This is a genomic window from Cytobacillus sp. IB215316 (genome assembly GCF_033963865.1).
Classification (GTDB): Bacteria; Bacillota; Bacilli; order Bacillales; family SM2101; genus Nanhaiella; species Nanhaiella sioensis.
In genome coordinates this window covers 652,775-665,739 of record NZ_JAXBMC010000001.1, presented here as the reverse complement: position 1 = coordinate 665,739, position 12,965 = coordinate 652,775, and the positions used below count along the sequence as shown (strand labels likewise).

The following is a 12,965-nucleotide window of genomic DNA, read 5'->3' as shown; positions in this document are numbered from 1 at the left end:
CACAATCGTGCATTTTATTATTGTGGTATAAAGAATGAAAATGTAGTTCCTTCATCAATTTTACTATGAACGAAGATATTTCCATTGTGCGCCTCTATCAAATTCTTAGCAATTGCTAAGCCCAGTCCAGTACCTGAACGTCCACGCGTTCGAGCTTTATCTGCTTTATAGAAGCGTTCAAAGACAAATGGTAAGTCCTCCTCAGGAATTCCTGAACCAGAGTCTTTGACGTCAATTTTCAAACCATCTTTTATAGAATCAACTTTTACAACAACAGTTCCCTGCTCATCAGTATAACGTATTGCATTATCAATCAGATTAGTTAATACTTGTTCAATCCTATCAGGATCAAACATAATTGTTTTATGTACTACGTTAATTTGCACGTCCATGGTAATTAACTTATCCTGTGCCAACCCATGAAATTTGCGAATTATTCTTTGAATGTAAGGTTGAATATCTATCTCTTCTAAATGCAAATTTAAGTGACCAGCTTCCATTCTAGCTAAATCCAATAGCTCATTCACTAGCCTACCCATACGTAAAGATTCATCATATATTACTTTTGCGATATCTTTCTTTTCTTGATCGCTACTAGCAATATCATCAATGATCGCTTCACTGTATCCTTGTAACATAGAAATTGGTGTTCTTAATTCATGGGACACATTCGCAATAAAATCTTCTCGTAGCTTGTCTAACCTTCGTTCTTCAGTCATATCTCGAAGTACTGCGACAGCTCCTCTGACAAATTTATTATCATATAACGGGCTCATAACGATAACCCAATTCCTACCTTGTAATGTGATTTCTATCGTCTGTTCTTTCTCAAAAGAAACAACTTGTTTAAACAATTCTCGAACCTCTGATGGTAGCTCTTCTGTTGGCTTCTCTAAATTGCCTTGTTCGTAATACCATGCTTGCAAAAATTGCTCAGAAGGTGGGTTTGAAACTAAGATCGAGCCATCTTTATTAAAAGTAATTACACCATCAACCATACTGCTTAAAATACTAGATAACTGCTCTTTTTCTTGACTTAACGCGTTCATATTATACTTTAATTGTCGCTCCATTTGATTAAAAGCAGTAGCTAAATCACCAATTTCATCATTTGTCAAAATCGGTACCTTCGTATCAAATTTCCCCTTTGCCACTTCGAACGCTGCTTCTCTCATTTTAAGAAGTGGAGAAGTTATTCTAGTTGACAAGAAAAAAGCAAATATGGTCGTTAATACAATTGCGACTCCCGCAGCTAAAAGTATTAGTTTAGTTGTTTGATGTGATGTCTCTTCAACAGCCCTTAATGACTGATATATAATTACTGCGCCATTTTCTTCGTTAGAAACTTTTAAAGGTGCAGCAACTAAAAACAATTGGCTGTTTTTATCAACTGGAGCTGTGATTTCATGTAAGTATTTCTTTTCGCTTATTACTTCCCTGTTCGTAAACACCCTGGCTAGTTGTTTATCATTAAAGATCGATGATATTGGTAGGTTTTCTAGTACATTACTATCAGGTGAATACCAATAATTATCTTTATCATATACAATAATGACTTTCGTCATCTCATCAATTAATTCCCATGAAATATTCCGTGCTAATTGTTTATCATCATATTCTTCCATGATCGAGGCTATTTTGGTCGCTGTTTTTGTTAAATCATTCTTTGCCTCATTGACATGATAATTTTCAAAAAACTGGAGTAAAAGGACGGTTAGAATTGATAATACGAATGAAACTAATAGCAAAATGGTAAACCATAATTTCCCTACTACACTTCGCCAAAGTTTCATTCATTGGTTACCTCAAACTTGTAACCCACACCCCAAACAGTTACGATCATTTTTGCTGCTTCTTCAGAAACACGATTCAGTTTTTCACGTAGACGTTTTACGTGTGTATCAACAGTACGTAAGTCACCAAAAAACTCATAGTGCCAAACTTCTTTTAATAATTGCTCTCTATCAAACACTTTATCAGGAGCCTTGGCAAGAAAATAAAGAAGCTCATACTCCTTAGGTGTAAGACTGACCTCTTTCCCATCCGCAGATACACGATGTGCATCATTATCAATTGATAAATGAGGGAATACAATTACATCTTTTGTAGTTGTTTCAGTTTGTAAATAAGAAGTCGGTGAAGACCTTCTTAACAATGCTTTGACTCTAAGTACAACCTCTCTCGGGCTAAATGGTTTAACGATATAATCATCTGTCCCAACTTCAAACCCTTGGACACGATTCACTTCTTCACCTTTTGCAGTTAGCATAATTGTAGGTGTCGCCTTTTTTTCTCTAAGCTCTCTACATACTTCAATGCCATCTTTACCAGGCATCATTAAATCTAAAAGAATGAGGTCATAGTCATTTTCAAGAGCTTTAAGTAAACCATCATTACCGTTGTCTGCTTCTTCAATTACGTAATCTTCACGCTCCAAATACATCCTTAATAGTCGTCGAATTCGTTCTTCATCATCAACAACTAATATCTTAATTTCTCTTTCCATATGTCTCGTCCTCCTCAGACAATGTTAATAGTTGAAATTGTTAACGTATAGGTTTATGCGTATCTGTCTTTATGATTATGCGTATGAATGTAATCCTGCAATGACTAGGTTAACAGCAACTAGATTAAACATAATAATGGCAAAACCAATTACCGCTAACCATGCTGATTTTTCACCGTGCCATCCTTTAGAAAGTCTTAAATGTAAAAAGGCTGCATAAAAGAGCCAAGTAATAAGCGCCCATACCTCTTTTGGATCCCATCCCCAAAAACGATTCCATGCTATTTGCGCCCAAATCATCGCAAAGATTAGCCCGCCTAATGTGAATATTGGAAACCCAATCGTTACTGCACGGTAACCTATCTCATCCACTAGATCTAAATTAACATTTTTCACAATAGGCTGCAATGCAGCTCCAATTCTTTTCCTGAGTATTAACCTCAGCATGCCGTATATAATTAATCCTGTAATTAATGATAATAGTAAAGTATTTAATTTTTGTGCATCGATAACGGCAGGCATACTTATTAGTGGCTCAAAGCGTCCAGCTGTAAGAAGCTCCCCTTGATATGGTCCAACTAAAGCTGGAAGTTGATAAGTAACTTCAAGTGGCTGTTCACTCTTGTCAACATATGAGAATGTCGCTTCATAATCTAAAACCTTAAACCCACTAGTAATGGTAATAAAACCTATTGTGCTTACTAAGCTATACAATATTAATTCAAGCCAAAACGTCCGTTTACTTTTCTTCGATTGATCTACTGATCTAACTAAATAAATTAACCCAGCAGCAAAACTTACTGCAAGAATTGCTTGACCTGCTGATACAGTAATAACATGTATGTATAACCAGTCACTTTGTAACGCAGGTATTAAAGGAGAAATGTCAGTTGGAAACATACTAGCATATGCAATAACTAGCATAGCTATTGGGAGTGTAAACAAACCGAGTACACTAGTTTTATAAATAATATATATAAAAATGAATGCACCGACTAACATCATTCCAAAAAACGTAGTAAATTCAAATAAGTTACTGACTGGCGCATGTCCAGCTACAATCCACCTCAAAATAAAATAGCCAAGCTGTGACACAAACCCTAAGATCGTAATAATAATCCCAATTTGTGCCCAACGGTTTTTTTTATTATCACTGCGTTTGTTGCCTATCGTCCCTCCAAAAAAAACTGTTGCAATTAAATATAGTAAAAAAGCAATATATAGTAAATTACTACTTAATTCTGCCATATTAATCCCCCTTTGCCTGCTTCTTACGATCTTCAACTTGATCAACTGGCATCACGAGCTGAGTATCCTCGATAATTGATGTAATGTCCTTTTTCAAACTAAACCAATTTTTATTCGTATGTCCTGCAATATAAATCAAATCCCCTTCACGCTTGAACCAAATCCGACGATGATTCCAGTACATCCCTTGGATAACACCGATCATAAATATTGCTCCACCTATGGCTATAATAGCTAATGAAAAATCACGCCTTACAGTTAGCCCTGAGACATTCACCGTTTCAATTCCTGAAAAAGCCATCTTATATTGATTATCCCCATTAGGCTCAATATTTTGCCTTATCGCAACAAAGCTTCTTTCACCTTCTGGAGTATCAGGTGTATACATTTCAAATACAAAAGCAGGATTATTAGGTATTTTTAATTTTGTATCAGGTTCACCATTACTATTTAAATAGTAATCAGGAAAGTATTTCAATAACTTTACTTGATAACCTTCACCTAAATCATACTCTTCCTGGGGGTTATGAAGGTCTATCGTTAATTCACCCAGGCTTACATCCTCATTTTCTTTTTCAATTAATTTAAAGGACATTTCACGAAATTCATTTAATTTAAAGTCTGCCTGGTATAACGCATAATGGTCATATTTTAAAGGTTCGTTCACACGGATAGCAAAATCCTTAATTTTTTTAAGCTCCGGTTCCGCACCTGGAATAAAATCACCGACACGCTCATATAACGTAACATCAGTTTGATAGTTTTTTGCTAACACCCCATCGCCAATTTTCGCTAACGCATCTTCAAAAACATCTTTTTCAGAGTCTTTTTCATAGACATCTAACTTAAAGCCATGACTTTGTAAATAATATTTTCCATTCGTACCTGGGATTTCATTAGTCTCTCCATCACGCATCCATAATGACTTATCAATATAGACCCCTGGTACCGATCGAACGAGTACACCTATTAAAAAAATGATGAGTCCAACATGATTTACATAAGGCCCCCACCGTGAGAACCTGCCCTTTTCAGCAAGAATATTACCATTTTCTTCACGGACATTATACCTTTTCTTTAATAGCTTCTCTCTCACGGTAGCTAACGAATTTTCACTACCTTTTAGTTGAGATTCACTATAAAGCCTTTGTCTTTTTAAAAAACTATGATGTCTTGAGATACCTTGTTTTTTTAATGCACGATATAATGGAATCACTCGATCTAAACTACAAATAACGAGAGAAATACCGATACTCCCTATTAAGATTAAATACCACCATGAGCCGTATAACTCATGAAAGCCTAAATCGTAATATAATTTTCCTGTCACCCCATACTGAGATTCATAGTATGCTGCTGGATTAGCCTTAGCTGTATTCGGTATATACATTAATTGCGGATAAATCGTTCCAAATGCTGAAGCTATTAAAGTAATAACTATTAACCAAACACCAACTTTTACAGAAGAAAAGAAATTCCATATTTTATCAATTATCGTTTTGTTATATGTTTGTGAACGCCTTGCGCTACCATCATAGCGCATATCAACTTGCTTTTGCTCTTCATTATTAACATTATCAATCTGCCTTCCACAGGACTCACATAAAACCGTTCCATGCGGATTTACGTGTCCACATTCACACTTAACGTTTTCCATTTCTCTAACTCCCTATGGCATGATGCTTTCCATGTATTGTTTAACATCACTTTCACTCATGGTTTTGTTTACAATATCAACAACTTTTCCATCTTTGTCTATTAAAAAAGTTGTTGGCAAATTCCCAACGTCATATGCATTCATCACTTGGCTGTCTTCATCAATAACAACTGGAAATGTTAATCCGTGTTTGTCGACGAATTTCTTCACGCTAAATTCAGACTCATCAATATCAACTGCAATGATTTCTACGCCTTTATCTTTAAAATATTGATATTGATTATTCATGTAGGGCATTTCAAGTTCACACGGTTTACACCATGTCCCCCAAAAATTCAAAAATACCCCTTGGCCTTTGTAATCGGACAATCGATGTGTATTGCCTTCCAAATCTGTTAACACAAAGTCTGGCGCTTGATCTCCCTTTGCAACCGCTTCCTTTGTCATAAATATATTTGAGTATAGGGCATATCCAAGGGCCGCCAACAATACAACTAAAATGACGGTTCGCATAATTAACCGTTGCTGTTTTTTCATGATCCCAATCCCCCTCCTAGGGACGATATAAAATCCCCCTGTATCTTGCTCATTCACTTACCTAGTATAATCCACTCCACATTATATCACTAAATAAGTTTTTCACAGTGTTTACATTTTGAATGTTGTGTGACAGATTCATAAACTTAATAAATATTTTTTTTATTACCAGTCTTCGCTACCGAGCGTAGCTGTTTCACCTCATGAGGAGAAAGCTCACGTGCATCCCCCGTATTTAACCCTTTCAAGTCTAAAAAGGCATATTTTTCACGTTTTAACTTCATTACATCATGACCGATCGCCGTTAGCATTCTCCGAACTTGTCTATTTCGACCTTCCCTAATAATAATTTGCACGATTGAAGTATTTTTTTTCTTATCAATTGACTTAACTTTCACTTTTGCCGGTAAAGTTACTCCGTCATCTAGACGAATCCCCTTCTCAAGCTTTTTCACATTTTCACGAGTAGGAATACCCTTTATTTTTGCAACATACTCTTTCTCGATCTCGTATTTAGGATGCATTAATATATTTGCAAAGTCACCATCATTTGTTAGCAACAATAACCCTGATGTATCATAATCCAAGCGTCCAATAGGATATATACGTTGTTTTAGATGAGGAAAAAAGTCTGTGACAACTTTTCTTTGTTTTTCATCTGATACACTGGAAATAACACCTCTTGGTTTATATAGTAAATAATAAACAGGTTCTTCACGCTCAATCGGAATCCCATTCACTTCAACTTTATCATGTGAGCTAACCTTCGTTCCAAGCTCCTTAACTGTGCTATTATTTACACGTACTTTTCCATCTAAAATTAATTGCTCTGCTTTTCGCCTAGAAGCAACTCCTGCTTGTGCAATTACTTTTTGTAGTCGTTCCATATTAAAATTCACCTCGATAACATCTTACTTGTTTGAACATCTTTTCACAAGTTTTCAGAATAAAAAAAATAAGGCGCTACTCTATTGAGATGCGCCTTAATTAGCAAAAATGATTGTTACAACGATGATTGCCGCGATGATGCCACATAAATCAGCAAGCAGACCAACCTTTAATGCATCGCCCATTTTCTTAATTCCAACTGCTCCAAAATAAACTGTGAGCACGTATAGAGTTGTATCGGTACTTCCTTGTAACGTCGAAGCTAATCTTCCAATAAAAGAGTCTGGTCCATACGTTCCAATTAAGTCTGTGGTCATTCCTAATGCTGCAGTTCCAGAAATCGGCCTCATTATTGCGAGGGGAATAATTTCAGCTGGTACACCTATCCCTTCTAATAATGGCCTAATCATCCCTATAAAATAATCCAACGCTCCTGATGCCCGAAAAATCGATATTGATACAAGCATCCCTACTAAAAATGGAATGATTGAAAATGCAATTTTGATCCCTTCCTTACCACCTTCAACAAAAACTTCATACGTTGGGACTTTTTTTACCGTAGCAACTATTAAGATAAAACAAATAAGAAAAGGGATGAACCATAAAGATACTAATGTAAGTGTGGCCATATCATTTCCCACCCCTTCTTAACCTTCTATAATAAAAATAGCGGTCAATTAAAATTGCACAAATAGTTGAAAAGAAGGTGGCAATTAAGGTTGTCCCGACAATTTCAGTTGGTTTTGAAGATTCATAAGTGATTCGTATAGCAATAATGGTAGTTGGAATTAGCGTAAGGCTAGATGTATTGATTGCTAAAAAAGTTATCATTGAACGGCTAGCTACATCTTTATCACCGTTTAGTTTTTTTAACTGTTCCATTGCTTTTATCCCCATCGGGGTGGCAGCATTGCCTAGACCAAACATATTTGCCATCATATTTGATAATATGTAACCCATAGCGGGGTGATCAGCAGGTACTTCAGGAAAAAGCCTACTTACAAGTGGTTTGAAAATTTTCCCCAGCTTGTCTAACATCCCTGCTTCTTGGGCAATTTTCATTAACCCTAACCAGAACACGAGAATGCTAATTAGTCCAATACAAATCGTCACCGCTTCTCTAGCACCTTTAAATATTGCTTCATTGACCTGTTCAATCGTTCCATTTAGCAATGAAAAAACGATGCCAACGACTGTCATTAGAACCCAAATAATATTAACCATCTGAGTTTACTCCAATAATCATAGCAAACACTTGTGAAAATATTGGCCACCATGACTTTTTCGATTTTCTATTCCCATGATCATAAAAAACAGGAATTTCTTCGATCGTATCATCACTAAGGCTAATGACTACTTTACCTATAATCGTTGGAACGTCTTTATTTTTTTTCCAAGATTTTTGAGGCTTTATAAGCTGAACAGCAACATTTACTTCATTTTCTTCTTCTTTATTTAAAGGATAAAGAACATCTCTTTCCACAAATATTTTATTTTTATAAAACTCATCCTTTACCATTTCCAAATTATCCTGACCAAATATATTAATAAGATTATATTGGTCGAATCCCGTTTCAAACATACTAATATGGTCGTTCCAGTCATTCGAGTTTGAATCTAAAGTAACTGCTATAAGTTCTAAGCCATTCTTTTCAGCTGTCGTCACTAAAGTACGATTGGCTCTTTTTGTATATCCGGTTTTACCACCAGTTGTATAAGAATACATTCCGGTCACTAGCTTGTGCTTGTTCTTCCATGCTTTACTTTTATATATTGGATGGTAGAGCTTAGTCTCGAACAGTTCACGAAATGCTTTATTTTCCATTGCATATTTTGTTAATAATGCCATATCATACGCAGTTGAATAGTGATTTTCGTGATCGTCCAAGCCATGAGGGTTCGAGAACTCACTGTTTGTCATACCAATCATTGCAGCTTTTTCATTCATTAAGAAATTAAAGCCTTCCACACTACCACCAACATGTTCGGCTATTGCGACGGCTGCATCGTTTCCAGAACGAAGCATTAAGCCGTATACTAAATCTTTTAATGTTATCTGATCACCTAGCTCGAGATGTATGGACGACCCCTCAGTGTATATTGCTCTTTCACTAATATCCACTATGTCCTCAAGTTTTCCAGACTCAATAGCAATTATAGCAGTCATTATCTTTGTTATACTTGCTATTCTCATCTTTGTATGCTCATTTTTCCCATATAAGGTTCTACCTGTTTCTTGTTCAATAAGAATAGCACTTTTGGCACTTACGTCATTATTCGCAACTGCAGCTTGTTGATTAACTGATAATAATAAAACAATGATTAATAGAAACGTCATACATTTTCTCATGCATACCATTAAATCCCCGTCCCTTTTTCCCGAGATTTTTCTATGAGAGGATAAAAAAAAGCCTATCCTCGTATTGAACCCGGACTAATACAAGTGTATGCAAGACAGGCTTCTATATGATTAAAAATTCGGAAAAACGCTAATGACTCAATCCATCAATAAACGTTTAATAATAGGTTCGAAGATGTTTTACTTTGTATTTTTTAGCTACTTACAATTTACAATTAATACGGATCCCACCGTAAGGTTCTCGCATGTTCAAAACGTTCATCAATATCATGCCAATTCACTACTTTCCACCAATTATCCACATAAGTCCCACGGTCATTATGATATTGCAAATAATAAGCGTGTTCCCAAACATCTAAGACCATAATTGGTATCGTATCCCATTGTGTATACAACTGATGTTTTTCAGTTTGTAGAATCGCTAGCCTTCTCGAACGAGGTGACCATACAACGATAGCCCACCCTACACCTTCCACAGCTTTGGCTGCCGCTGTGAAATTCTGAACAAATTGTTCAAGACTACCAAAATCTAAAATAAGCTGTTTTAATAACGACCCTCGAGGACTTCCGCTACTATTCGGTGTCATATTATTCCAAAATATCGTGTGTAAATAATGTCCAGATCCATGAAAAGCCGCTTCCCTCTCCCAATGTAAAATAAGAGAGTAATCATTTGACTCCCTTGCCTTAAGAAGCATTTTCTCTGCTTTATTAAGTCCATCTACATAGCTTTGGTGATGCTTATCATGGTGTAAACGCATAATTTCTTCGGAAATATAAGGCTCTAAGGAATTATAGTCATATGGCAACGGTGGAAGCTTATGCTCTCCGATAGGAACACGATCATTAAACGATTGCCTACTATATTCACTTTGCGGTATGTTTGCTACTTCGCGATGTAAGACCAGCACTTGATCATGTATCTGTGTTGCTTCCTCTTTTAAAATCATTCTATCTCTATTTAGATTTTCTTGGACCTCTGAGATTACATTTTGAATCCTTTCTTGTAGACTAACATTATGAACATTACTCTTATTTAAATGGGCTAAAACATCCTTTCCCCATTGTGTAACATCACTCATATATCTTCTATAGTTATTAGTATCGTTCACACATTCACCCCTTCCTACTCCAACATATCGTATTCAAAAATAGGCTTAATGTGAAAAGTTAAATATAAAAAAGAGGTGGCAATTGCCACCTCAAGCTTATTTTGATTGAATTATTTTTGTATGATAATCAGTTTCATAATATTCTAGCTCTTCTCGAATCGTTTGAAAACCTTTTTCCAAAGATGCTAACAGTTCTTTAATAGAAGATGGGGGAACTTCTCGAAATCTAATTGAGTTATTCCCTGTGTAAGCTGAACGACTATCTTCATACCATAAATCTTTTTTAGGTGAAAAGAACTCTTCAATACATTGATGATATATTTTATAAAGTGTTTTCTCAGCCGCAGCTTTTCGAAATGGAACATTTGATAATACAATTCTACAAGCTTCAAGCCCTTCTTCACAATACACAACTAATCTTCTAATTTCTGATAAAATATCTTCAAAATAAACTTGATTTTCCGGAGTTTCTTTAAGTAGTGTATGAATAGTTATGCCATTCAAATACGTTGATAATGTGTTGACTGTTTTACTTAAAAATTCTTCAACTTCTACTGTTTGTGTTTGTACGATACTGTTCCCCATCATAGCCCTCCAAATTATTATTAGTATATTTCTTAACTAAACAATAACGTTGAATCGACCTTATATCCTTCATTATATTCAATCGACTGAAATATTTCTGGAAGTTTTTCAAATTGTACATCCTTAAAATATTCTACAAATTCATTAATATTATTTATATATACGCGTTTACGTGAAAGATATTGTGGTTTTTTTAGTAAACAAATTAATCCTACAATATCTTTGAAATGGATGTCTTTTTCTCCTATTGTAAAAACAGGATCACTGTTGTAGGGTGTAAATTCACTCAAGCGTTCATCAAAATAACGGATATATAGCAAATGAAATGTTCTTTCTTCGCCATCTTCAACAAATGTTACCTCAGATCGATTAAAAAAGTCTTCTGAGGTGTTTGGCTTCTCCTTTTCAAGCTCATAACCAGTACAATTTTTTATTAGCATACAGCCCACCGTCCCATTTGTGCAATCGTCAACATCTTGTAAAAAAATAGTTATTTTACTTCCATCTTAACATACAAAAAAAAGAGTGTATATTATGACACTTGAATTTATGACTAACTTATTTACTCAATTTCTTGAAATTTTTCAAAAAACAAATCGGCTTCTTCTTGTACGGATTCCTCTTGAACTTGCTCTGGTAATGGCGGGAGCTCTTCAAGAGTTCTTAAACCAAAATACTCAAGAAACTCTTTTGTTGTGCCATAAAGAATAGCTCTCCCAGTGCCTTCAACACGACCTACTTCCTTAATTAACGCTTTTGCCATTAATGTTTGTAGTGGTCTTTCTGTTTTCACACCACGAATTTCCTCTACCTCTGTTCTTGTAATCGGCTGACGGTAAGCTACAATGGCTAATGTTTCTAATGCAGCTTGTGAAAGAGATGTTGAGGCAGGAGACTCTACTAACCTTTTTATGAAGGCTGCATGTTCTTTCTTTGTCGTCAGTTGGTATGTATTTGCAACTTCTGAAACAAGCAATCCGCGTTTGTTATTTTTATATTCTTCCTGTAATTCAATAATAATGTCATGAGCAATATTTTCGTCAATTTCAAGAACTAGCGCTATTTGCTTTAACGACAGTCCATCATCACCGGCGACAAATAACAGCCCTTCTACTACAGCTTTCCACTCGACAATGTTCATCGCCAAATCACCTTACCTTACTAGCTAAAAAAATTTCATCAAAGTTCTTTTCTTGTTCAATATTAATCGCATTTTCTCTCATCAATTCTAAAATGGCTAAAAAAGTAACAACGATGTGCCCTTTATCTTCATAGGGAAATAAATCAAAAAAACTTTTTCTCCCTTTAATTGACGATAACTCTTCTATAATTTCTTCCATTCTCTTTTCAATTGGAATTTCTTGACGAGTTATTTTCGTATGGAGTGGCTTTTGGAGCTTTTTCCTACGTAATAGCTTTTGAAATGCTGCGAGCATATCGTATAAGTTCACATCAAGTGGCTGGCTTTTTACCTTAGTATCTTTTACAAATTCATTTACATCACTTGGTGCTTTAGTAAAGACTTTGCTACGTTCAGCTTCTAATTCCTTTAAGTCTGTCGCAGCTTCCTTATATTTCCTATATTCAATTAAGCGATTGATTAACTCCTCTCGAGGATCTTCGGTAATATCGATATCAACATCCTCATCGAACAATTCCTCTTCATGTTTAGGAAGCAGCATCTTACTCTTGATTGCCAATAGAGTAGCAGCCATAACTAAATACTCACTAGCCACATCTAGCTGTAACTCTTGCATTGTATGAATATAGAACATATATTGTTCTGTGATTTTTGCTACTGGTATATCATAAATATCTATTTCTAATCGATTAATCAAATGCAATAAAAGATCAAGCGGTCCTTCAAAAGCATCAATTTTCACATTATATTGCACTTTCATCCCACCAACATATCATACTTCATTCAGTATTTATATAGCTTAACACTAACGTATAGTATAGAACAAACTAAAATTTTATCCAATACTCTTTTATACAGTGCTTTTGCTACATTCTATGATACACTATTAACAAAAAAATGGTGAGATACTTTTATAAATAGGGAGTGATAAA

14 protein-coding genes are annotated in these 12,965 nt (G+C 35.3%); all 14 read right to left on the bottom strand.

Translation table 11 applies throughout. The features are described 5' to 3' along the window. Positions 1–17 precede the first annotated feature (17 nt). The 14 genes from SLH48_RS03075 to SLH48_RS03010 all read right to left on the bottom strand — a co-directional run bounded on the left by SLH48_RS03075 (position 18) and on the right by SLH48_RS03010 (position 12,793). Positions 18–1,793: an ATP-binding protein gene (locus SLH48_RS03075; protein WP_320256958.1), complete on the bottom strand. Its 1,776-nt coding sequence runs from the start codon at positions 1,791–1,793 to the stop codon at positions 18–20. Next, positions 1,790–2,506 (bottom strand): response regulator, encoded by a 717-nt coding sequence (locus SLH48_RS03070; protein WP_214480097.1) that lies wholly within the window; start codon positions 2,504–2,506, stop codon positions 1,790–1,792. Before SLH48_RS03070 ends, SLH48_RS03075 begins: the two co-directional genes overlap by 4 nt. 75 nt (positions 2,507–2,581) lie before the next feature. Then, the gene (gene ccsB / locus SLH48_RS03065) at positions 2,582–3,754 is read right to left on the bottom strand and encodes a c-type cytochrome biogenesis protein CcsB (RefSeq protein ID WP_214480098.1); all 1,173 of its coding nucleotides are present in this window, start codon (positions 3,752–3,754) and stop codon (positions 2,582–2,584) included. A gap of 1 nt (position 3,755) precedes the next feature. Further along, the gene (locus SLH48_RS03060) at positions 3,756–5,411 is read right to left on the bottom strand and encodes a cytochrome c biogenesis protein ResB (protein WP_320256957.1); all 1,656 of its coding nucleotides are present in this window, start codon (positions 5,409–5,411) and stop codon (positions 3,756–3,758) included. A gap of 12 nt (positions 5,412–5,423) precedes the next feature. Continuing rightward, positions 5,424–5,948, bottom strand: coding sequence for a thiol-disulfide oxidoreductase ResA (gene resA, locus SLH48_RS03055; protein WP_214480100.1), 525 nt, complete (start codon positions 5,946–5,948; stop codon positions 5,424–5,426). Positions 5,949–6,094: 146 nt separating this feature from the next. Beyond that, on the bottom strand, positions 6,095–6,835 hold the full coding sequence (locus SLH48_RS03050) for a pseudouridine synthase (protein ID WP_214480101.1): 741 nt from the start codon (positions 6,833–6,835) through the stop codon (positions 6,095–6,097). A gap of 96 nt (positions 6,836–6,931) precedes the next feature. Then, positions 6,932–7,465: a spore maturation protein gene (locus SLH48_RS03045; protein WP_320256956.1), complete on the bottom strand. Its 534-nt coding sequence runs from the start codon at positions 7,463–7,465 to the stop codon at positions 6,932–6,934. Between the two features lies 1 nt (position 7,466). Next, complete coding sequence (locus SLH48_RS03040; protein WP_214480103.1) at positions 7,467–8,060, bottom strand: nucleoside recognition domain-containing protein; 594 nt, start codon at positions 8,058–8,060, stop codon at positions 7,467–7,469. Further along, positions 8,053–9,195, bottom strand: a complete 1,143-nt coding sequence (locus SLH48_RS03035; protein WP_320256955.1) for a D-alanyl-D-alanine carboxypeptidase family protein — start codon at positions 9,193–9,195, stop codon at positions 8,053–8,055. The genes SLH48_RS03040 and SLH48_RS03035 overlap by 8 nt, the downstream gene beginning before the upstream one ends. Positions 9,196–9,410: 215 nt before the next feature. Further along, the gene (locus tag SLH48_RS03030; protein ID WP_320256954.1) at positions 9,411–10,307 is read right to left on the bottom strand and encodes a superoxide dismutase; all 897 of its coding nucleotides are present in this window, start codon (positions 10,305–10,307) and stop codon (positions 9,411–9,413) included. A gap of 96 nt (positions 10,308–10,403) precedes the next feature. Continuing rightward, the gene (locus SLH48_RS03025; RefSeq protein WP_214480105.1) at positions 10,404–10,892 is read right to left on the bottom strand and encodes a YpuI family protein; all 489 of its coding nucleotides are present in this window, start codon (positions 10,890–10,892) and stop codon (positions 10,404–10,406) included. Positions 10,893–10,924: 32 nt separating this feature from the next. Then, a complete protein-coding gene (locus SLH48_RS03020; RefSeq protein WP_320256953.1) occupies positions 10,925–11,332 on the bottom strand; it encodes a hypothetical protein in 408 nt (135 codons plus the stop codon). A gap of 122 nt (positions 11,333–11,454) precedes the next feature. Then, entirely contained in the window at positions 11,455–12,033 is a 579-nt protein-coding gene (scpB, locus tag SLH48_RS03015) for an SMC-Scp complex subunit ScpB (protein WP_214480107.1), read from the bottom strand. Between the two features lie 7 nt (positions 12,034–12,040). Next, positions 12,041–12,793 carry a segregation/condensation protein A gene (locus tag SLH48_RS03010; protein ID WP_214480108.1) on the bottom strand — a complete coding sequence of 251 codons (753 nt, stop codon included), beginning with the start codon at positions 12,791–12,793 and terminating at the stop codon, positions 12,041–12,043. Positions 12,794–12,965: the final 172 nt, after the last annotated feature.